This is a genomic window from Candidatus Amarobacter glycogenicus (assembly GCF_016704105.1).
Lineage (GTDB): Bacteria > Chloroflexota > Dehalococcoidia > Tepidiformales > Tepidiformaceae > Amarobacter > Amarobacter glycogenicus.
The window spans coordinates 14867-35224 of the sequence record NZ_JADJAT010000021.1 but is presented as its reverse complement, the minus strand read 5'-3'; the positions used below and the strand labels follow the sequence as shown (position 1 = coordinate 35224).

20 protein-coding genes are annotated in these 20358 nt (G+C 65.8%); 7 read left to right on the top strand and 13 right to left on the bottom strand.

Translation table 11 applies throughout. The features are described from left to right. Positions 1-50 precede the first annotated feature (50 nt). Positions 51-533, top strand: a complete 483-nt coding sequence (locus IPG14_RS16950) for a hypothetical protein (RefSeq protein ID WP_343385793.1) — start codon at positions 51-53, stop codon at positions 531-533. 13 nt (positions 534-546) lie between these two features. Here IPG14_RS16950 and IPG14_RS16945 read toward each other — a convergent pair whose 3' ends face one another. The 3 genes from IPG14_RS16945 to IPG14_RS16935 all read right to left on the bottom strand — a co-directional run bounded on the left by IPG14_RS16945 (position 547) and on the right by IPG14_RS16935 (position 4130). After that, positions 547-1575 (bottom strand): Gfo/Idh/MocA family oxidoreductase, encoded by a 1029-nt coding sequence (locus tag IPG14_RS16945; protein ID WP_343392611.1) that lies wholly within the window; start codon positions 1573-1575, stop codon positions 547-549. Positions 1576-1665: 90 nt separating this feature from the next. Then, complete coding sequence (locus tag IPG14_RS16940; RefSeq protein ID WP_343392610.1) at positions 1666-3414, bottom strand: LUD domain-containing protein; 1749 nt, start codon at positions 3412-3414, stop codon at positions 1666-1668. Beyond that, on the bottom strand, positions 3411-4130 hold the full coding sequence (locus IPG14_RS16935) for a (Fe-S)-binding protein (RefSeq protein ID WP_343392609.1): 720 nt from the start codon (positions 4128-4130) through the stop codon (positions 3411-3413). Before IPG14_RS16935 ends, IPG14_RS16940 begins: the two co-directional genes overlap by 4 nt. Before the next feature lie 92 nt (positions 4131-4222). Here IPG14_RS16935 and IPG14_RS16930 point away from each other — a divergent pair, with 92 nt between their 5' ends. Together IPG14_RS16930 and IPG14_RS16925 are read left to right on the top strand one after the other, a co-directional pair. Then, positions 4223-4426, top strand: a complete 204-nt coding sequence (locus tag IPG14_RS16930) for a CDGSH iron-sulfur domain-containing protein (RefSeq protein WP_343385797.1) — start codon at positions 4223-4225, stop codon at positions 4424-4426. Between the two features lie 54 nt (positions 4427-4480). Continuing rightward, positions 4481-5815, top strand: coding sequence for an MBL fold metallo-hydrolase (locus tag IPG14_RS16925; RefSeq protein ID WP_343392608.1), 1335 nt, complete (start codon positions 4481-4483; stop codon positions 5813-5815). Here IPG14_RS16925 and IPG14_RS16920 read toward each other — a convergent pair. From IPG14_RS16920 to IPG14_RS16900, 5 genes are all read right to left on the bottom strand, one after another. After that, positions 5812-6543, bottom strand: a complete 732-nt coding sequence (locus tag IPG14_RS16920; RefSeq protein WP_343392607.1) for a dienelactone hydrolase family protein — start codon at positions 6541-6543, stop codon at positions 5812-5814. The genes IPG14_RS16925 and IPG14_RS16920 overlap by 4 nt on opposite strands. 34 nt (positions 6544-6577) lie before the next feature. Continuing rightward, positions 6578-7111, bottom strand: a complete 534-nt coding sequence (locus tag IPG14_RS16915) for a hypothetical protein (protein ID WP_343392606.1) — start codon at positions 7109-7111, stop codon at positions 6578-6580. A gap of 87 nt (positions 7112-7198) precedes the next feature. Beyond that, entirely contained in the window at positions 7199-7672 is a 474-nt protein-coding gene (locus IPG14_RS16910; protein ID WP_343392605.1) for a hypothetical protein, read from the bottom strand. Positions 7673-8261: 589 nt separating this feature from the next. Then, entirely contained in the window at positions 8262-8681 is a 420-nt protein-coding gene (locus IPG14_RS16905) for a YbaN family protein (protein WP_343392604.1), read from the bottom strand. 78 nt (positions 8682-8759) lie between these two features. Then, positions 8760-11234 (bottom strand): hypothetical protein, encoded by a 2475-nt coding sequence (locus IPG14_RS16900; RefSeq protein ID WP_343392603.1) that lies wholly within the window; start codon positions 11232-11234, stop codon positions 8760-8762. Positions 11235-11772: 538 nt separating this feature from the next. Between IPG14_RS16900 and IPG14_RS16895 the strand changes: the two genes are divergently transcribed. The 4 genes from IPG14_RS16895 (at position 11773) to IPG14_RS16880 (ending at position 15686) form a co-directional block, all read left to right on the top strand. Next, positions 11773-13077, top strand: coding sequence for a thiolase family protein (locus IPG14_RS16895; protein ID WP_343385805.1), 1305 nt, complete (start codon positions 11773-11775; stop codon positions 13075-13077). Positions 13078-13270: 193 nt separating this feature from the next. Continuing rightward, positions 13271-14029, top strand: coding sequence for a YceI family protein (locus IPG14_RS16890; protein ID WP_343389960.1), 759 nt, complete (start codon positions 13271-13273; stop codon positions 14027-14029). Positions 14030-14086: 57 nt separating this feature from the next. After that, on the top strand, positions 14087-14698 hold the full coding sequence (locus IPG14_RS16885; protein WP_343385807.1) for a DJ-1/PfpI family protein: 612 nt from the start codon (positions 14087-14089) through the stop codon (positions 14696-14698). Positions 14699-14726: 28 nt separating this feature from the next. Next, on the top strand, positions 14727-15686 hold the full coding sequence (locus IPG14_RS16880) for a cysteine synthase family protein (RefSeq protein WP_343385808.1): 960 nt from the start codon (positions 14727-14729) through the stop codon (positions 15684-15686). 20 nt (positions 15687-15706) lie between these two features. Here IPG14_RS16880 and IPG14_RS16875 read toward each other — a convergent pair whose 3' ends face one another. The 5 genes from IPG14_RS16875 to IPG14_RS16855 form a co-directional block, all read right to left on the bottom strand. Beyond that, entirely contained in the window at positions 15707-16087 is a 381-nt protein-coding gene (locus IPG14_RS16875; protein ID WP_343385809.1) for a hypothetical protein, read from the bottom strand. Positions 16088-16141: 54 nt separating this feature from the next. Next, positions 16142-16714, bottom strand: coding sequence for a hypothetical protein (locus IPG14_RS16870; protein WP_343392602.1), 573 nt, complete (start codon positions 16712-16714; stop codon positions 16142-16144). Between the two features lie 35 nt (positions 16715-16749). Further along, complete coding sequence (locus tag IPG14_RS16865; RefSeq protein ID WP_343392601.1) at positions 16750-18006, bottom strand: MFS transporter; 1257 nt, start codon at positions 18004-18006, stop codon at positions 16750-16752. A gap of 278 nt (positions 18007-18284) precedes the next feature. Then, positions 18285-19352 carry a threonine synthase gene (gene thrC, locus IPG14_RS16860; protein WP_343392600.1) on the bottom strand — a complete coding sequence of 356 codons (1068 nt, stop codon included), beginning with the start codon at positions 19350-19352 and terminating at the stop codon, positions 18285-18287. Next, the gene (locus IPG14_RS16855) at positions 19349-20356 is read right to left on the bottom strand and encodes a hypothetical protein (protein WP_343392599.1); all 1008 of its coding nucleotides are present in this window, start codon (positions 20354-20356) and stop codon (positions 19349-19351) included. Before IPG14_RS16855 ends, thrC begins: the two co-directional genes overlap by 4 nt. Between the last annotated feature and the right edge of the window lie 2 nt (positions 20357-20358).

Here is a 20358-nt window from a genome sequence, read left to right as displayed (position 1 = left end):
CCACAGGATAGGGGGGTACCCTACCGGAACAAACAACCGGGAGGCCTCTGATGCATCTACCTCCACTTCGTGCCGGCGGTGTCGCAACGCTCGCGTTCGTCGCGCTGGCACTGGCAGCGTCCGCGTGCGGCGGAGACAACCCGGGCAAGACGGACGGGGGCATGGCCTCCATGCAGGATGCGCCCGAGGGCGCCATCCGGGTCGACCTCGTGAACTGGGCGGTTAAACCGGCTCAGGCGAGCATCAAAGCCGGCGAAGTTACCTTCTGGGCGGTCCACACGATGGAGCACATGCACGGAGAGAACGAAGGTGGCGCGACGCACGACCTGCAGGTGATGAAGCGCGGTTCCGACGGCGCTCTTTCGCTGGTTGGCCAGGTGCAGGGCCTGCGCATGGGGGATGAAGAGTCCCTGACACTTACGCTCGAACCGGGTGAGTACGAACTCGCTTGCAACGTCGTCGAGAAGGTAGGCGACCAGGCGATTGGGCACTACGCGAAAGGTATGCACGCCACCTTCACCGTGACCGCATGAGCACCCATCGGCGTCAGCTTCGGATCAACACGCGCCTGCCGGACGCGGCGCTTTCGTGTGCCGCATCGATGACACGCATGTAGCGCACGCCATCGGCGAAGCTGGTCAGCCGGACGGGGGCGCCGTCGCGGACAGAGGCAACGAAGTCCTCCTCGACTTTCCAGCCACGATCGGTGCCCGGGTCGGCGACGATCGGGGTGGCCTCGCCGCCGTGGGGCTGGATGACGGCAGAGTCGCCCATCTTCCAGCGAATAGTGGCCTTCGTCCCAAAGACGGTGACGCCATTCGAATCCGCACCGGCTGCCACAGAACTGAAGTGATGGGTGATGCGCGCGCCGCGCTCCAGGTGTCCAGTGACGATATACGTGTCGGGAACAGTCACCGGCAGCAGCTTGCCCGTCTCGGCGTCCAGGCGCTCCTTGACGAAGATGTCGCCCGAAGCGGTCACATCGGCGTGATCCCCAAGCCAGCGATGGATCACCTCTACGAAGATCCCGAACATCATCACGTTCTTTCCGGAGTAGTCGGCGCGTTGCCGCCAATGGAGCGGGACGGCCGGGTCAAGCGCGGAAGCGTTCAGGACGTTTACCGCGACTTCGCGGATCTCGCCCAGGGCGCCCTCCTCGATCAGCCGCGTGATCGTCGGCCCGAGCTTGAAGTCGAAGGGAGCCGGCACGAGCTGGGCGACGAGGCCGGGGTTCCGTTCGCTGGCTGCGAGCATGTCCTCGGCCTCCGCCAGGTCCATCGCCATGCGGGCCTCGCACAACACGTGCTTGCCCGCTTCGAGTGCCTTGACGCTGTACTCGCGGTGCTTATAGGGCCAGGTGCCGATACAAACGGCATCGATGCCCGGGTCCGCCAGCAGCGCTTCGACAGAGTCGAACACCCGGGCGATCCCGAACTCGTCCGCGATCCGCTGGCCGCTTTCGATGCTCCGGTTGGCGACTCCGGCGAGGACGACGTCCGGTGCGCGGAGGAGGCCCGGGATGTGCTGGGTGCGGGTGTTTGCTCCCGCACCGATGAGTCCGATTCGAAGCGGCATGCTGTGAGGTACTCCAGGGGAAGGTGTTCGGGAAGGCTAACGATAGTTGGCCGCGTATTCCAGACGCCCCCAGCCCCGGGGTGACCGCTGTTACCCGAGGACCACCACCATCTCCTCCGCGCCGTGTATGCCACGGACGATGATCTTCTCCACGTCGGCCGTCCTGCTCGCACCCGTCAGGATCAACGCGTCGCCACCACCGAGGTGCGCCGCAAGGCCGTGCGGGAAGGCCACGACTGTCGCCGGGTCGACCTTCACGACGACTCGGCCGGCCGCCAGCAACGGACGGCGTGCTGCCTGGTCGCCGGTCAGGAGGACGCTTCCAGTGGATGCGATCGCCGCGGTGGCACGAACCAGACGGTCGCCCTCGCGGGGCACGCAGGCGTCGACGACATCCACTCCCAGCTGCCGCGCCCGATGGGCGAAACGCTCCGGCAAGCTCGCGGGAAGCGCTTCCGTGATAGCCGACTCGGGGATAATGCTCCTGCGGGCGGACGCCTTCAGCAGGAGTTCCGGGTCGTGGTCGATGCTCGGGTCCGGCAAGAGCCGCGGGTCATCGCGATGCGGGCCGGGCGGGCGCAAGGTCCGGCCGAAACTGCGCAGGCCGACTCGGGTGAATGCCGTCGCCGCGCGCGCACGCGTCGCCCCACCGAACGAGAGTGCCCACAGTTTCCAGGCTGTTCGCTCCTTCAGGTCAGCCGCGTGATGGCCCTTCACCGCGTCGGCGCGCAGGTCCAGGAGCATGCGATGGAGCGGGATGCCCACCGGGCAAACCTCCGTGCAACGCCCGCAAAGGCTCGAAGCAAAGGGCAGGTCCGCATACCGGCCGTCCGGCCACAACAGCGGCGCGAGGACTGCACCGATCGGCCCCATGTAGGGAGACCCGTAAGAAAGGCCGCCGGCAACCCGGTAGACCGGGCAACTGTTCATGCAAGCGCCGCACCGAATGCACTTCAAGACCTCGCGGTAGCGCGGATCCCGCAGTGCGCGCGAACGCCCATTGTCGACGAAGACGACGTGCCGTTGCTGTCCCGGGAGCGGGTCGGCCAGGAAGTGACTGAACGACGTCAGTGGCTGTGCCGTTGCGCTCGGGGCGAGCACTTCGAGGATAGCCAGCGCCCCCGCTTCATCGGCGACGACCTTCTCGATGCCGGTCAGCACGATGTGGAGCTTCGGGTGGCTGACACCCAACGAAACGTTCCCTTCGTTCTCCACGATGGTAATGCGGCCCGAACTCGCCACCACCGCGTTCGCACCGGTGATCCCGGCATCGCAATCCTGGAAGAAATCTCCCACCACGTCGCGCACGTGACGGCTAAGCCGGGTGGGGTCATCGTCCGGGAGGTCGGCGCCGGTCCGCGCGAGCATCTCCCTGATCCGCGCCCGGTTCAGGTGAAGCGCCGGGGCCGTGATGTGGCTGGGGCCGCGGCCCTCGATGTCGACGATGTACTCGCCGATGTCGGTCTCCAGCACGTCGATCCCATCGTTGCGGAGGGCATGCGTCAGGCCGATCTCCTCGCCAACCATCGTCTTTGACTTCGCTACCCGGCGGGCATCGCCAAGGAGTGACCGCACCATCGCGACCGCATCCTCAGCCGTCGCGCAGCGGTGGTAGCCGATGCCGCGCCGCTCGAACTGGCCACGGAGCTGCACGTGCAGGTCCTCCAGGTTGTCGATCGCGTACGCTCGGGCGGCGGACGCTCGCTGGCGGGCATCCGCCGGTCCGCGAGAGAGCATGGCCTGGGAATCGCCGACGAGCTTCCGCATGATCGGCGTGACGGTCGCCGATGGCCGCTCGAGCCGTATCTCCCTGCTGGCTCGCTCACGGTAGGTCTTCATGAGAGCGCCCGCGAAAGCAGCTCGGCAAGCGTCCATCCCTGCAACTGCACGCCTATCCCGCGCGCTCCGCTTTCGATGTGCGACAGGCAGGAGTAATCCGCAGAGACAACCACCCGCGCCCCCGTGAGGGCAATGTCATCCAGCTTCGCGGTCATCATCGCGACCGAAAGCTCCGGCTGCTTGGCCGCGAACGTCCCGCCGAATCCACAGCACTCGTCCTCGTAGAGAAGCGGCCGCACCTCGAGGCCTTCGACGCGCCCCAGCAACCGCAATGCGGCGCCGCTGGCATGGAGCTCTCTCCGAGCGTGGCAAGAATCGTGGTAAGTGACGACGCCATCGAGCTTGAACACGACATCCTGGAGGGCCGGGTGGCCCGCCACGTAGCTGGCGAAGTCCGCGAAACGGCTGGCGATGGCGGCAGCCCCGGCCGCTCGCCGGCCCTCAAAGAGGGTCGGCAGATAGTGGCGGACCATCGAGGTACACGAGCCTGAAGGCACGACAACCGCCTGATGGGGACGGGCTGCCTTCAACAGCTCTCGCCCCACACTGTGTGCCTCGTTGCGGAAGCCGCTGTTGAAGGCCGGCTGGCCACAGCAGCGTCCGTCGATCATGGTCACCCTGTCGCCGAGCGCCTCCAGGACGTGACGCGCGAAGCCGACGTCCTGGGGACGAAGTGCCGACATGTAACAGGGATCGAACAGCGCAACGCGGGCCATGGGCGCCATTGTAAGCATCCCGGGCCGGTTGCTTGTCGCCACCGGGACTACACGTATACTGCTGCCTACGAAACAGAAGAGGGTTACTCCAAATGGCCGACACGACCATCACGATTCGCGACAACGGTCCCTATGTGATTCGAGGGGGAGCGACGCTCACGGATGCCGACGGCAAGCCCTACGAAACCCAGGACGCGATCTTCCTGTGCCGCTGCGGCGCCTCGGCGAAGAAACCATTCTGCGATGGGACGCACAAGACCACGGAGTTCCAGTCGGCGCCACGCGCCGAGAGCTGAACTTGCCTCGAAGGCGGACGCGCTAAGCTGTGCAGCGCAATCCCGTCTTGAGGTATGGCGTTGAAAGTCCTCCAGTTCGTCACCGAGGCGCTCGGCGATGCTTCTTACCTTGTCGTCGCCAACGGGACCGCCGCCGCCATCGACCCTCAGCGCGACGTCCGCGCGCTGCTGGCCGCTGCGCGGGAACACAACGCCTCCATCGATTACGTCCTCGAAACCCATGTCCACAACGATTACCTCTCGGGCGCCCGGGAACTGGCAGCACTCGGGGCGCGAATCGCCGCGCCCGCGAAGGCGGACCTTGAGTTCCCCCACCTGGCGCTCGAAGACGGCGCCGAGCTGCAGTTCGGCGGCGTCACCCTCAGGGCCGTCGCGGCGCCCGGCCACACCTACGAACACACCGCCTACGTTGGCGTGGATGAGCGGGGCCACACGCGGGCGGCCTTCACAGGCGGCGCCCTGCTCATGGGCAGCGCCGGACGCAGCGACCTCCTTGGCCCGGAACACACGGCCGACCTGACCCGTCTCCAGTGGGAGACCGCCCAGCACATCCGGGGACTTCTGCCATCGGCAGCGGCGCTCTTCCCCACCCACGGCGCCGGTTCGTTCTGCAGTACGACGGGTTCCACTCTGGAGCGCTACGGGCCGCTCTCCACCGAACTCACACGCAATCCCGCCCTCTCCAGCCTCACTCCCGAAGCGTTCGCTGCCATTCAGCTCGCCGCGCCTGCACCGATCCCGGGCTACTACCGCTACATGGCGCCGATCAACCGGAAGGGCCCCAAGGTTTATGGCGAGCCGCCTCGGCCCCGCCTGCTGTCACCGGAAGAGGTTGCCACGACAACCGCTGCCGTCGTGGACGTGAGGCCCCGCGCGTCTTTTGCCGGTTCGCACATCCCTGGTTCGATCGAAATCGAGGAGAGCACGTCTCTCCTCGCCTATACCGGCTGGCTCATCCCGTTCAACGCGCCCGTCGTGCTGGTTTCCGAAGACCGCGCCCAGGCCGACCGCGTCACCCGTGACTTCTTCCGCATCGGATACGAAGACGTGCGCGGGTATCTCCCTTTTCGGGACTGGCAATTGTCACGGAGGCCAACCGCCTGGCTGCCCCACGTCGATAGCGCCCGGGCGCGGGAAATCCTTCGCACCGCCGAAATGCCGGTACTCGATACGCGCTTCTCCAGCGAACAGCTTGAACGCCCGCTGCCGGGAGCGCTGAGCCTCCCCCTCGATCAGCTCACTGAATGGGTCGATACCGCACCCGCTCGCTCGCTTGTGGTCTGTGCCAGCGGCCAGCGCGCCACGATGGCGGCGAGCGTCCTCCTCAAGTCCGGGCGCGACGCTATCGCACTCGTCCAGGGCGGCGCGGAGGAACTCCTCCGTAACTAATCGGCCGCGGGCCTCGGCCCGGTGCCCAGGTGTTCCCCGAAGAATGCCTCGATGCGGCGCCAGCTATCTTCGGCCGCGTCCTGGTTGTAACCGACCCGCATCGGGCCCCAGGAACTGAGTTTCGCCGCCACGCCACGATGGTCACTCATGTAGCTGTGGCCCGCCGCCGGATAGGTCACGACGTCGCCCGGCACCCCGGACCCCTGGAGGTGGCCGGCCAGTCGCTCGCCGCCCTTCCCAAACACTTTGTCGCGTCCGCCAAATCCGCCAAGGACAGGGCAGACGCCCTCCATATCCCGTTGGTCTTTCGGCACACTCCCGTAAAAGACCGCCGCCGCCCCCACCGGCGCCCGGATGGCGAAGAGCAATGCGATCCCGCCCCCGAGGCAGAACCCGGCCACTCCGATCCGGCCCGGGTCGACTCCCGGCCGCCCGGCGAGCCAGGCCCTGCACGCTTCAAGGTCGTCGAAAACGGGACCGGCGCCATCGCCAAGCCCACGTACCGTCCGGACGACGCAGAGCGGCATCGGGCCGCGTGTGCTGTACAGGTCTGGCGCGAGGGCGACGTAGCCCATGTCGGCGAATCTTTGCGCCTTCGCCCGCATGTCTTCGTTCAGCCCCAAGATCTCGTGGATGAGGATGACTGCCGGCCGCAGCCCAGCCTCGCGAGGTGTTGCCACGACTGCATCCAGCAGACCGCTTGCCCCGCGAATGCCTACATTTTCCACCGCGGGATTCTAACCTCGGTGGCTGCGGAGGGCGCTAGTCGCCGTCGGAAGCGAGCCCGACGGCAACCGCGCAGCCGTTCCAGGTGCACTTCGCCGGCATCGGCGGTTTGGGAGTGGCGGTGGGCGTGGCTGTACCGGTCGGCGTCGGGCTGGGCGTAGGCGCCTCCTTCGAACAACCCGGCGTCCCTGGTCCCGTGTTGGGGTTGAAAATGGTGACCGAATGCCCGAGTCCGGACTCGACCACGTACGTGCCGCCGAAGTTGAACCCAAGCGCGCTCGATGTCGCTCCAGCGGCGAGCGTCTCATCGAAGACCGCCGGGGCGCCGCCGATCTCCGGGTGGAAGACGCGGATGGGCTGATTTGACGTGTTCTTGAACTCCACTTCATCGTTCCGGACGATGTTGCACTGCCGGGGATTGAACCCCTCGGTGTTCACTTCCACGGTCCACCGCGTGACGGCTCGCGCGGGCGTTTCGCCGCCGCTGAAAACCGCCAGTGTGATCGCTCCGAATAGCGCCATCATCAGCGCCGAAGCCGCAAAGAGCGGCCGATAAGAAACCAAACGCATGCCGACCTCGAAGACCCCACCCCACCACGGGCGGTACTTACCGTAACCAGCATCGTCCGAAGGGGAAAGCAGGAAGGAAAGGTCGGCTTAATCGATCGCCAGTGCCGGGAGCCGCAGGCAGTGCGGGTTGGTCCGGCAAGGAGGCTGCGGTGGCGTGTAGTCCGGGTCCGGCGTGCAGATCGGCTCCCAGTACTCGACGAACACCGGAGTCACGACCGTCATCGAGTGCTGCGGCCGGTCGAAGTCGTAAAACACCGTGCTGCCGCCGTGCGGGATGACAATCTCCGAAGAGTACTCACCCGGCTTTACGTAGCCGGTATCCAGCAGTGGTGGGTCGCTGGCGACGACACCAGGGCGGACGACGCGAATCGGTGTCGCCCCCACGTTGTGGAAGCGGACGTACTCGCGGTTCATCCGGCATACGCCAGGGTTGAACCCGAGTTCGCTGACCTCGACCGTCTGGACTGTGTAGGCGCGCCCGACAGTCGCCGGGAAGGAACCGGAAAACACCGTCACCGCCAGGATGACGAAAGCGGCAGCGAACGGTGCGAATCGAACCACAGGCGCAGCCTAGCGGAGCCAACGATTGCGGGCACCCAGGCCCGGGTTCGCCCCGGACGCAAACAGGCCCCGAAAACTCGGGGCCTGCTTCATTCGCTGCTCATTCTTTGGGCTACCGGGCGGTCTCCCGAAGAAGAGCGGCCACTCGTTGCTGGGACTTCGGTCTCGTCCGCCGCTCCCCAGGGGAGCGATCCGGGCCGCCTGCCTCGTGCAGGTCTTTGATTGTGCCCGGCTCTTGTTGCGAACTACTCGGGACACGTGCCCAGAGTGGCCGCAGTGCCTGGTCTGCTCAGCGCAGACCTTCCCTCTGCACAATCCATACTCCGTAGACGGCGTGAAGCTTGCTGTGCATTTGCGACCCCCTACGCCGGCCGCGGTTCCTCCGGTCCCCGGCCCTCTTCAGGCGGGCGGATCGACCGCGAACTCTGATACCAAAGTACTCCTCCAGATCCGCCTGTCAAGGTGTTTTCTTGGTAGAAGGTGAAGAATGCGCGTATGGATGGATAGGCAACCAGTTTGTGGCCTGTTTGGCCCATCGGCACCGGGAGTCGCCCCGTTGCAAGCGGCTCAAGCGCGGCATGGCGAACGTTTACCGCCGAATCGTCTTCAACAGCATGAGATGGGCCGAAACACCCAGGGCAACCGCGAGCAGTGTCAGCCTGAGCCACGTGTTGTCGATCAGCACTTCGGTCACTCCGATGCCCAGCCAGAGCGAACCAATAGACATCACCTTTGCCCCGACCGTCGCGCCGCGCTCTTCCTTGTAGTCGCGGAGATGGCTGCCGAACCAGCGGTTGGTTGTGAGCCAGTGATACGCCGAGGGCGAACTCTTCCCATAGCAGGCGGCCGCCATCAGGAAGAACACCGTCGATGGCAACAGTGGCAAAAAGATCCCGAGGACGCCGACACCAACGAGCAGGGAGCCGAGGCCGATGAACAACCACCGGACCAACCGGTGACGGCTCGGCACTCGAAGCGCCACCGGCTGAGAAGTTCCCAATTCTGTCAATTCGCCTACGGAAGACTGTCCCACGAGAGCTTCAGTATGGCATATCCGACGCGGCGGGGGCTACGCCGGGGACCCGGATCAGAAGATCACGCGGCGGAGCTGGCCACCGCTGAAGATCAAGGCGTCGCCCTTACGGATCACGAATGCGCTGGCCCCATCGAAGTCCTTATGCCGGTACTGCCGGGCGAAACCGCCATCGCGCCGGAGCACCACGATCCGGTCGTTCGAGGCATCGAGGATCGCCACTTCACTCCGATCGGTCATCGCCTGCACCGCCTCGGGAGCCACCAATTTCCGGTCGATACCTGCCTGTGAGAACGTAATCGCCGTCTGCCCGCCGGCGATGAAGCGGTGAACCGTCCCATCGGCGTCGGTCGTGATGAACTCGCCATCGACCATCAGCCTGCGGGCATTGCCGAGGTCGCTGTTCTTCAGCGCGGCGAGCGGTGCGTTCGGGAAGCCCTGGGGAGTCTGGAGGTAACGGTAGATAGTCGACTGGCCGGCATCAAGGACGAACAGGTCCGGCCCGTTCACGGTGATATCGCTGATCGCCAGGTTCGCGGGCGCCGCGAAGGAAACCGTCCGAAGGCCGTCAACCCGGGAGTACATCCAGAGCTTGTTCGCGGCATCGGCAATGAGCAGCACGGGACCGCCAAGGTCCGATTCATCCAGGTGAGCAATCGCGATCGGCTTCCCGCGCTTCTCGTCTTTGTTCTCGGAGAAGACAATCTGCGGCTCCGCGCCGTTCGACCTCACCGCGATCACCTGCGCCGAATTCACATCCAGCAGGTAGACGGTGTCATTCCCTGCTGCGATACGGCTGACCGCTACGGGCTTCGTCCCGAACTGCTCGAGAGAAGCAATCGCTTCGACGCGCTGCGGCTCGAAGATGCTGTCCATCTTCGAAATCGCGCCCGCCACTTCGCTGATGAGTTGCTCGGCCTGGGCGTTTTCCCCTTTTTCGCGCACGGCCAGGAGCATTGCCTGGGCCTCCGTCAGGAGCTGGCGCTTCTGCGCCGGGTCCACCTGGGCATTGGAAGCAGCGACTCGCTGTTGCGCCCCGGTGAGCAGGGTCTCCACGCGTTCGCCATCGCCGTCTCGAAGGAGCCGCGGGACCGTTGCCATCCCCGCCAGGAGCACGAGGATGATGAGCGCTCCCAGGATCACCATCCACGCCGGTGGGAGCTGGCCCGCGACGACCGAGCGATGTCCGAACGAGTTCCCGCCCTTCCAGCGCCCACCCATGTTGGTGCGCGGCCGGACGAGTGCCGTACCCCCGTTTATAGCGGCGCCGTTCTCGGCGGCCAGAGTCTCAGAAGCAGAGGACTGCACCGAGGAACGTGCCCGCTGCCCCGCCGCGAGCTCCGCCGCCAGGGGAAGGTCCTCGGCGAGGAGCTCGGGGCGCGCAGGCGGCGCCCCCGAAGACACCAGCCCCCGTGAGAAGCTCTGCGCCTTTCGGGGCCTGTTCGATGACGGCGGCTGGTTGCCGAGGACGTTGACGGGGGAATGGGCGACGTATCCGCCACCCGGCGTCCGCCACGCGGGAATGACCGCGGCCGGCGCAGCCGCTGCCTCAGCGGAAATCGTCGCGACAGCGGCGCGCGAGCGAGCCGCACGCGCCGCCCCTTCCGCGGCCAGCCGGTTGATGGAGATCGCTGACTCCCCGGCGGCACGCAGTAACGGCGCCGGGGCTTCCATCGCCATCAGGGGAGCGGGGCTCGCAATGGCCCGGCGCGGCGTCACTTCCAGCAAATGCGCCCTTGCCGAGAGCACGACGCCCTGGTCCTCATCTTCGATGAAGAGACTCGGCTGAAACATGCCCCCGGATTCCCGCCCGGGCGCCGCCGAGTCGCCACCGATGATGTAGTCGTCGCCCGCCGTTTCCTCGGTGTCGTCGAGTCCCTCGGGGCGCGGTCCGGTCACCAGCAGGACAGTCGCCTGGCGCATCTGCTGCAAACGGCGGTAGAGGTTGGGCAAGACCTGTTCTTCGGGAAGCGCCAGGATCCCCTCGATGAGCTCATCATCGAGCTCGATAACGGCGCTGCTGGAAAGCAAGAGCAGGCGGTCGCCCTCCCCGAACGGGATGCGCGTCAATTGGGGCTGGACTGGAGCCGAGCCCAGCGCGCTCCCGTGCTCGCCGTCGGCGCAGAACGAAGTCATTCGTCCATCGTGAAAGAGGAAGGCGGCCGTGGGGCCTGCCTGGGCGATCACGGCCTGTTCGCCCCGCCGGCCAAATGCCGAAAGCCCAAGCGCCACGCGGTGCTGGGCGATGCTCTTCCGGTTCCAATCGCCGACGTTTCGTTCGGCCTCCTGGAAGAGGCGGCCCAGCGAACCCGTCAGGCTCATATCGAGCCCCGCGAAGACCTGGCCGAGATCTGAGATCACGTGGCCGGCAAACGCCTCGCCCGCCGGCGTGGTGCCTTCTGCCAGGAGAAACAACTCCGCGCGGTCGTCGGCGGGGCCTTTGCCGCGAAAGACGCCGGCATTCGGCCCCCGGTCGACCGGTTCACCGTCAACGATGGCGAACTGGCCAACCTGGAGGGGTTCGGTCAAACGGAGACCGTCCTTTAACTACCAGGATGGACACGGGGATGCGGCCCTGGTGCATCCCGACGACGAAATCGGCAGGCCCCCGCCAGCACCAGGGGATCACTATACCACCGTGTTTTCGCAGTAGAACAACCCGAGCGTGAACCTGTGAGTAGGGGATTCACCCGGTTTTCCTACGGATTTCTCCCCACAAGTCAGTCCCCCGGCGGCATCAACGGTATACTCGAAGGCACGCATGCACGGTACCTGTAAGACCTGCGGTTCGGCCCTCCACTCCGACCTTTCCCGCGCTCACGGCCGCTGCGGGCCGTGTCGTGCCGGCGAAGATCAGGCCGCGCCGCCGGAGTGGACTCGCCACTTTTCGACTGCTCCGGCTCCGGCCGAGCCGCGGCAGGAACCCCGCGCGAACACGAAGTAACCAAACCTCCGCCGGGTGTTGTTGTGGGGGCGATTCGCAAGTTCCGCGGAATCCGCTACCATGCGAGCGTTTGCGGGTCATGCCCGGGGTACGGGCAGCCCAGTTCACTACAAGGAAAACACGTTGCAACTTCAGAACGCCGTCATCGTTGATGGAGCCCGCTCGGCATTCGGCCGCGGCGGCCGCGGCAAACTCGTCGCCACCCGCCTGGACGAAGTGGGCGCACAGGTCGTGCGCGCACTCCTCGAGCGCAACCCGAAGGTCGACCCGGCCCTCATCGAAGACATCGCCATGGGCAATGTCGGTGGCGCGGGCGAACTCGCCGGCATCGGCGCCGATACCATCGCCCGGCTCGCCGGCCTCCCGGCCGAAATCTCCGCCGTCGATAGCAACCGCCAGTGCGGTTCATCCATGGAAACGCTCCACCGCGTTGCCCAGTCCATCATGGTCGGAGCGACCGAAGCCGGCATCGCCATCGGCGCCGAGCGCATGGGCCGTTCCCTCGGTGGTGGCCCGCGTGGCACCGCCACCCGCATCACCGAATTCAACCAGAAGCGCCTCAAGCAGACCGATGTCCAGCGCAACATGGCCGCCAACCACTTCCAGGACTTCAGCGTCCCCTTCCCGGATGAGATCCTGGATTACTCGCCCGTCCTTTCGATGACCCAGACCGCCCAGAATGCCGCAGAGGTCTACGGGCTCAGCCGCGAGGACATGGACCAGTTCTCGGTCGACAGCCACAAGAAGGCTGTCGCTGCCTACGAGAAGGGCATCTACAAGGACGAGATCATCCCGCTCGAAGTCGAAGAGCCGGTCTTCGATGCCGAGGGCAACTGGGTCGAGGCCGAGCGCGGCAAGACGATCATCTTCGACCGCGACGAGTGCATTCGCCCCGGTACCAACATGGAGACCCTCGGTTCGCTGCCGGCCATTAAGGGCGTCGTCAGCCCGACCGGCCAGGAAATCCGGATCACGGCCGGCAACAGCTGCCCGACGAACGATGGCTTCAGCGCGGCGCTCATCATGAGCGAGAAGAAGGCACTCGAACTCGGCCTCACGCCGCTGGCCCGCATCGTCGGGTTCGGCATCGCCGGAGTGAAGCCCCAGGTCATGGGCCTTGGGCCGATCCCTTCAACCCGCAAGGCGCTCCGTCACGCCGGTATCACCGCCGACCAGATCGACCGCGTCGAGTTCAACGAAGCCTTCGCAGCCCAGGTCATCCCGAGCTGCAAGGAACTCGGTATCCCGCTCGACCGCGTGAACGTGAACGGCGGCTCGATCGCTCTCGGGCACCCGCTCGGCGCGACCGGCGCCCGCCTCGTCCTCGCCGTCGCGCACGAACTGCGCCGCAGCGGTGGCCGCTACGGCCTCGCCACCCAGTGCATCGGCGCCGGCATGGGCATCAGCACCATCATCGAGCGCATGTAATCCTTCGGCTTCGGCCAAACAAGCAACGCGGGGGAGGCCAATGGCCTCCCCCGTTTTGCGTGCATCCCGTTTCACCGTTCCTTGTTCCTGCGCTCCCTATGCTCTGGTGAAGCGATCGTTACCTTTCTCACGAAGCTCTAAGAAACCACCGTGAGTATCCAGCGGTTGGGTGTTCACCCCGGAGGAGAGTCTCTTGAACCTGAAGATGATCGGCGGCGCCATCGCCGGCTTTGCGGTCCTGGCAGTCGGGGCGTTTGTGCTCTGGTTCTTCGTGTTGCGCGAAGACGGGCCCGAAGCGGTCTCCACCGACTCGGCGCTCGAATCGCTGGACAAGGCGACAGCCACAGCCGCGGCCGGTACAACGCCGGCGTCGGGTGCGACCACCGCCCCCACCGCCGGCGGCCCTACCACCAGCACCGGCATCAACGGCACATGGAACGTCGACACGAGTGTTGAAACGTTCGTCGGTTACCGCGTGAAGGAAGAGCTCGCCGGCATCGGCGGCACCGAGGCCGTTGGCCGGACCGCGAAGGTCACCGGCACCGTCACCATCGCCGGGAACAAAGCCACCGCCGGAACCATTACCGCAGATATGACCGCCCTGAAGAGCCAGGAGTCGCTGCGTGACGGCCAGCTCCGCAACCAGGGCATCGAGTACTCCAAGTTCCCGACCTCGGAGTTCAAGCTCACCGGAGCGGTCGATGTCCCCGCAACCGTTGAGAGCGGCACGACCGCGAAAGTCACTCTCAAGGGCGACCTCACGCTGCACGGCGTAACGAAGTCCGTCGAAGTCCCCGCCGAAGTCACGCTCAAGAACGGCACCCTCGTCGTTGTCGGGCAGATCACGCTCCAGTTCGCCGACTACGCGATCAACAAACCCAACTCGCCCAAGGTGGTCGGAATGGAAGATAAGGGAGTAATGGAACTCCAGCTCTTCCTCAAGAAGTCCTGACTCCATGCCCACCCGGCAGCGGATTGGCTCTGCCAGGCGACTCTGCCATCCGCCACCATGTCCATCCCTGGGGGTGTGGCGATGGCGAAATCCGTTGCGGTTGTCCTGTTCGAAGGTGTCGAGGAGCTTGACTTCGTCGGTCCGTGGGAAGTGTTCACGATGGCCGGGCTGGTCACCCGCGGAGATGTCACCGCCTTCACCGTGGCCGAGCGTGCCGGCCTGGTGAAGTGCGCGAAGGGCCTCCAGGTTGTCGCCGAATTCGCGTTCGAGGACTGCCCGAAAGCTGACATCGTGCTCGTTCCCGGCGGCCTCGCCACGCGCGTTGAGGTCGACAATCCAGAGATGATCGCGTTCCTCTCGAAGATGGACGCGCGGGCGGAGTACACCACCTCGGTTTGCACCGGCGCATTGCTGCTGGAAAAGGCCGGCATCCTCAAAGGCTTGAGGGCGACCACACACTGGGGCTCGATTTCGGAACTGAAAGCCACCGGGACCGAGACGATCGAGAACACGCGCTTCGTCGATAACGGCCGGGTAATCACGTCATCCGGCGTGTCGGCCGGCATCGACATGAGCCTCCACCTCGTCGGGAAGATCTGGGGGGCCGAAGTGGCGAAGGCCACGCAAAAGTACATGGAGTACTACCCGGAACCCCCGGCATGGGACTGAGCCGCCCCGGGCGACGGATAATGGGCGCGTGAAAGCCTTCGAGTCAGTCCGGGGCCTGGTAGGCAACACGCCGCTCGTCGAGCTTCGCTCGCTCTCGCCGAACCCCGGCGTACGGCTTTTCGCCAAGCTCGAAGCCCAGAACCCCACCGGCAGCATCAAGGACCGGATCGTGCTCCGCATCCTCGAGAGCGCCCGCGCGTCCGGTGCCCTCGCCCCCGGACAGGCCATCGTCGAAGCGTCCACGGGCAACACCGGCGTTGCCCTGGCAATGTTCGGAAGGCTCATGGGGCACCCCGTGGAAGTCTGCGTACCTGAAAGCGTCTATCCCGAGATCGAGCAACTTCTGCTGGTCTATGGCGCCGGAATCCGTCGAGTCCCCCGGCAGGCTGGCATCAAGAGCGCTCGCGAAGTGGCGAAGGACATCTCCCGCGAGACCGGCGCCTACTACCTCGGCCAGTTCGACAGTCCCGAAAACGCCCGCACTCACTACGAAACCACGGCCGCGGAGATCCTGGCCGACCTCGCGGAGGCCGGGGGCGTCCACGCGCTGGTCGCTGGCATGGGCACGGGCGGCACGGTCAGCGGTGCCGGCCGGCGGCTCAAGGAAGCCAACCCGGCCTGCCATATCTACGGTGTCGAACCGCGCCTCGGCGTCCACGTCCAGGGCCTCAAGTCTCTCGAGGACGGGTTCATTCCTCCTGTCCTCGATGAAGCAGTCCTCGATGGCAAAATCCTCGTCGGCAACCGCCATGCCTTTTCCCATGCACGCCGCGCCATGTTGGCGGAAGGCATTTTCGGCGGCATCAGCAGCGGCGCCGTCCTCCACGCCGGCATGCGCCTGGCCGGGCGGATGACCAGCGGAAACGTCGTCCTCATCTTCGCCGACGGTGGATGGAAGTATCTCGGCACCGACCTCTGGCGCGAAGACGACGGCGATGATCAACCCGACGACGGCGAAGACCCGCTCGACGACATCCTGTGGTGGTAAGCCTGGCGCCGGGCGAAGGGCTAATCCTCTTCCGGAGACGAGAGGAAGTCCGGGAAATCACCGCCGCCGTCACGTAGCTGGTCGAGGATCTTCTTCGCCATCTCGTCCATCTGCTCAGGCGTGATACCCATCTTCTCCAGGGTGGTCCGCATGAGCCTCTGGACTTCGGGGACGTCCTGGCGGATGAGCGCCTCGGCCATCTCCAGTTGCGTCTCGATGGCGTGGAAACGTTCCCGTCGCTCGGTCTCATTCTCGGTAGCGAGGATCGTCGACATCAGGCGCGTGAAGAGCGTCGTCGTCCGCGCGATGCGGATGCGGTCATCGTGGTGCGGCGGGAACTCTCCGGTCACGGCCACTTCCAGGCCGGTGCGCTTGTCGGTCGCTGCGTACTGCTCGGGCATACAGCAAGGGTATCAAGTTCGTCCCGCCTGGGGGCAGCCCCACCGGCGGCACCGTCAGGCCGCCCGGGATGCCTCATAGGCCGCCAGCATCTCCGCCCCCATTCGGGACAGGTCCGGCGGAGGGGCGGACGCGACCGACACCCCCGCTGCCACCTGCGTCCAGAGGCTCAGCACAGCCGCTACCTGTTCCCGATGGCGCATGGCATAGACGCTCCCCAGGCTGAGAAGCGCCGCGCCCAGCGCCGCCTCCGATGTGTCCTCCTGGCGCGTCGCGTCCCACGCCACCTTGGTTGCCATGTGGTCCCACGGCCAGGCCATGACGGTGTTCTTCCGGTCGGCCAGCGACGCCCTGAAACCGTCTGCAGTCCGTCGCGAGAGGAGCGCGGCCTCCCGGTCTGTCTCCGGCAATCCACCGGCCAGGACGCCCTCGAAGTCTGCGGGCCGGGCATGCACGGCGCCGACGAGCAACGAGCCCGCGTTCGCACAAATCCGTTCGATCTCGCCATACGGCATCGAGGCCATCGGGCGGCCCCCCGCGAACTGACGCAGCAGCCACTCAGCGAATCCGCCGCATGGCTGACCCTCCCGTACGTCCCGGACGTTCTGCCGCCGGCTGAAGAACTTCACATCCCATCATCGGCACGGCTCGCTGGGGCCCGCAATCAGGCGGCACCCTCAGCGGGCCGCTTCACGCCCCGGACCGGCGAAAGGAACACGGCAATCGATGAGAGGTACATGAGCCCCACGGCCACAAACAGCGTCTCGCGGAACCCGATAACCGCACCGAGCACTCCGCCCAACACCGTGCCCAGCACGGCAAAGCCGAAGTTCAGCAGCCGGAAGTTCGCGAACATTCGTCCTTGCACCCGTTCGGGTGTGATCGCCTGGCGCAGGCTCACATCGTGGATCTCGTGCAGCGTCCAGAACGGGTCGGTGACGAATTGGGCGAGTACGAGCAAGAGCACGCCCAACCAGCCGCTATCGGAAGGAAGTGCCATGAACACCGCGCCCGTGGCCCGCATGAACGAAGCCGCGATGATCGTCGCGCCGACCCGGCCCAGGAAGAGCGACCCCCGGTTTGCGATCCATGCCCCGCCGAGTGACGTCACGCCCCCGACCGCGAAGATCATGCCCAGTACGCCCGCGCTGAAGCCGAGCTCGCCCACCAGGTAGAGCAGATAGACCGTGGTGAGTACCTTCTCGCCCATCGCCTGGAGCGCTTCTGCTACCGCCAGCCCGCGAAGCACGCCGTCGCTCGCGACCACGCGAGCCCCTTCTTTCGCCTCCCGCCAGAAGTGCTCGGACTCGGGTTCCCGGACAATCTCGGCTTCAGGCTCCTTGATCCGCCAGACAAAGTATGCGGAGACCACGAACGATGCGGCATCGATGGCGACGGCGCCGGGAGCCTTCAGCAGCTGCACAAGCCAGCCGCTCAGGCTGAAGCTCGCGACCTCAGCGACTGAAGCCGTGCCGGCGAGCTTGGCATTGCCTTCGAGCAGTTCCTTCCGTTCTACCAGCGTCGGCAGATAGCTCTGGTACGCGGCGGCAAAGAAGACGCTCAAGACACTGGTCACCGCGCCCACAGCGAACAGCTGGTACATCGTCAGCCCGCCGGACACCGCGGCCAGCGGCACGGTGGCCAGGGCGGCGGCACGTCCCAGGTCCGCGGTGATCATGATGGGCCGGCGTCTCAGCCGGTCGACCCACACTCCGGCAAACGGGCTGACGAGGAACCCGGGGACCAACTGGCTGGCGCCGAGGACTGCGACTTCTGGAGCGGTCGCATCGAGGAAAGCGATGGCGGTGAAACTGAGAGCGATCTGGCCGATAAGCGACCCGAACGTCGAAGTGGTCGTCCCTGCCCAGAGGCGGACGAAGTCAGGATTGGACCAAAGCCCGGTGAGGAAACGCGAACGCATGGAGACTGCTGACCTTTGTGAATCGGCCCTCCACAGGGAAGGGCGGGCGCCGAGGACGGGCGCGACGCGAAACAGCCCCGGGGTTACCGGGGCGGCGAACTGGCCTGGACCAGTCCCTTCGCGCGGCCTTTATGCCGCGGCGGAGCAGACGATGGTGCGTTCGCGGACCTTCATTTCACTCAACCTCGAAGCGCGATACTACCCGGTTCGCGATGATTGGGCTCTCCGCCCCTCCAGGAACCCGACGACGGAGCCAGCCCACCAGGGCAGTGCGCCCGCTACCAGCCCAGCGCGCGTTCGACACCTTCGAGAGTGGCCGATGCTCTCGTCACGTCTGGCCGGTACTGGCTCACGGCGGTGTCCGGGTCTTTCAGGCCGTTCCCCGTGAGGATCGCCACTGCGCGGCCCCCGCGCATCGTGCCCGCACGGCCATGCTTCAGCAGTCCAGCGACACTCGCGGCGCTGGCAGGCTCAACGAACAACCCTTCCTTGCGAGCGAGCAGGCGATAGGCTTCCAGGATCTCCTCGTCGGTAACCGCTTCGATGAGACCCTGGCTCTCGTCACGGGCGCCGATCGCCCCCGCCCAGCTCGCCGGATTCCCAATCCGGATGGCCGTGGCGACCGTCTCTGGCTCCGCAACGGGCTTGCCAATGACAAGCGGCGCGGCTCCGGCGGCCTGGAACCCGAACATCCGCGGGTGGAGCGTCGCCCTGCCGGTCTCAGCACATTCGCCGAAGCCCTTCCAGTAGGCGGTGATATTGCCCGCGTTGCCCACCGGGATCGCCAGGATATCGGGCGCTTCGCCGAGCGATTCGCAGATTTCGTACGCCGCCGTCTTCTGGCCCTGGATCCGGAACGGGTTGACCGAGTTCACCAGCGCGACCGGGTGCTTCGCCGTCAGTTCCCGAGCGGCGTTGAGCGCGTCATCGAAATTGCCTTCGACCTCGATGATGCGGCTGCCGTAAGCCATTGCCTGGGCCATCTTCCCGGCTGCCACCCTGCCACCGGGGACAAGGACAAAGCAGTCCAACCCGCAATGGGCGGCATAGGCGGCGGCGCTGGCACTCGTGTTTCCCGTGCTGGCGCACATGATCGCGCGGGCGCCCGATTCCATCGCTTTGGCCACAGCGACAACCATGCCCCGGTCTTTGAACGATCCAGTGGGGTTGCAGCTTTCGAGTTTGAACCAGAGCTCATCGAGCCCGCACTCCCGCTCGAGCGCCGAGGAGCGGACCAGGGGCGTGTCACCTTCGCCAAGAGAGATGCGAGGCGTGCTCTCGGTCAGCGGGAGCACGTTCCCCCACCTGTGCAGCACCCCGCGGACCTGGGGACTGGGATTCCTCACGGTTCCTCCGGCGGGCGGAATGCATGGAACTTCGATTCGCGAAGCTCCTGTTCAAGTACCTGGATCTGTTTTCGGCGCTGCTTCTCCATCATCGCGTTGTACTTGGCAAACTCCTCGCGCACGTGGTCGACGACTTCAGCGATGTCCTTGCGGATGTTGGAGACGCGCTCGCCCAGCCCGGAGTGCCGCCCTTCGAGCAGCGTGACCTCTCCATGGACCTTGTCGATCTGGGCCATGACCTTGTCGCTCGCTTCCTCAAGTGTGTTCAGGCGTCCGTCGATCCGGTTGTGCTCTTCGCGCCAGACGGAAAGCTCGTCGATCAGGTCCTGGCGCAGGCTCCGCTCGTTCGCCACCCCGGCGATCACGTCTTCGTTGCGCTTCACCATCTCGCCGACCACTTGCAACCGTTCGAAAACCACGTCGAACCGATCATCGAGGCCTTCGAAGACCACCGTCTTCACTCGCTCTTCGAGGTCCCGGTTCACCTCGATCGTGCGATCGAGGCGCAGGCCAAATTGTTCGAGGTGAGCCTCTACTTCGCGCTGGCGCTCCAACACGGTCTGGAGCGTCTGGCTCACCTGGGCCGTCTGGTTCTGAACCTGGGAGATGTCCGCGAGCACTAACCCAAGCTGGCTCGCTGCGCTATCGATCCGGCGGATCGCTTCGCTGCGTTCCTGGCGGTCATAATCGGCTTCGGCGCGCAGCAAACGCAGGGCGTTGTCCGTTTCGGATTTGTTCGCGCTGATGGCCTGGCGAACGTGTTCCGATGATTCGTCGAGCGCCCGGATCTTCTCCGGGAATCCCTTGAACGGCGCCAGCTTCGGGTCGATTTCCCTGACGGATCGCTCGGCCCCGGCGACCTCTTCCGAGAGGTCGTGCACCTGGCGGCGCAGCTGGTCGAGTTGCGCCAGCTGCCGAAGCTGCTCTTCGCGGCTCGTGCGAATCTGCTGTTCGAGCCACGTGATGATCTCGCCGAGTGCCTGTGCCTGGGACTCGCCGGCCATGC

What these genes read in the sequence shown, in the direction of transcription:
- IPG14_RS16950 (WP_343385793.1), top strand. Translation starts at nt 51, where the DNA reads ATGCATCTACCTCCACTTCGTGCCGGCGGTGTCGCAACGCTCGCGTTC.
- IPG14_RS16945 (WP_343392611.1), bottom strand. Translation starts at nt 1,575, where the DNA reads ATGCCGCTTCGAATCGGACTCATCGGTGCGGGAGCAAACACCCGCACC.
- IPG14_RS16940 (WP_343392610.1), bottom strand. Translation starts at nt 3,414, where the DNA reads ATGAAGACCTACCGTGAGCGAGCCAGCAGGGAGATACGGCTCGAGCGG.
- IPG14_RS16935 (WP_343392609.1), bottom strand. Translation starts at nt 4,130, where the DNA reads ATGGCCCGCGTTGCGCTGTTCGATCCCTGTTACATGTCGGCACTTCGT.
- IPG14_RS16930 (WP_343385797.1), top strand. Translation starts at nt 4,223, where the DNA reads ATGGCCGACACGACCATCACGATTCGCGACAACGGTCCCTATGTGATT.
- IPG14_RS16925 (WP_343392608.1), top strand. Translation starts at nt 4,481, where the DNA reads ATGGCGTTGAAAGTCCTCCAGTTCGTCACCGAGGCGCTCGGCGATGCT.
- IPG14_RS16915 (WP_343392606.1), bottom strand. Translation starts at nt 7,111, where the DNA reads ATGCGTTTGGTTTCTTATCGGCCGCTCTTTGCGGCTTCGGCGCTGATG.
- IPG14_RS16885 (WP_343385807.1), top strand. Translation starts at nt 14,087, where the DNA reads ATGTCCATCCCTGGGGGTGTGGCGATGGCGAAATCCGTTGCGGTTGTC.
- IPG14_RS16875 (WP_343385809.1), bottom strand. Translation starts at nt 16,087, where the DNA reads ATGCCCGAGCAGTACGCAGCGACCGACAAGCGCACCGGCCTGGAAGTG.
- IPG14_RS16865 (WP_343392601.1), bottom strand. Translation starts at nt 18,006, where the DNA reads ATGCGTTCGCGTTTCCTCACCGGGCTTTGGTCCAATCCTGACTTCGTC.
- IPG14_RS16855 (WP_343392599.1), bottom strand. Translation starts at nt 20,356, where the DNA reads ATGGCCGGCGAGTCCCAGGCACAGGCACTCGGCGAGATCATCACGTGG.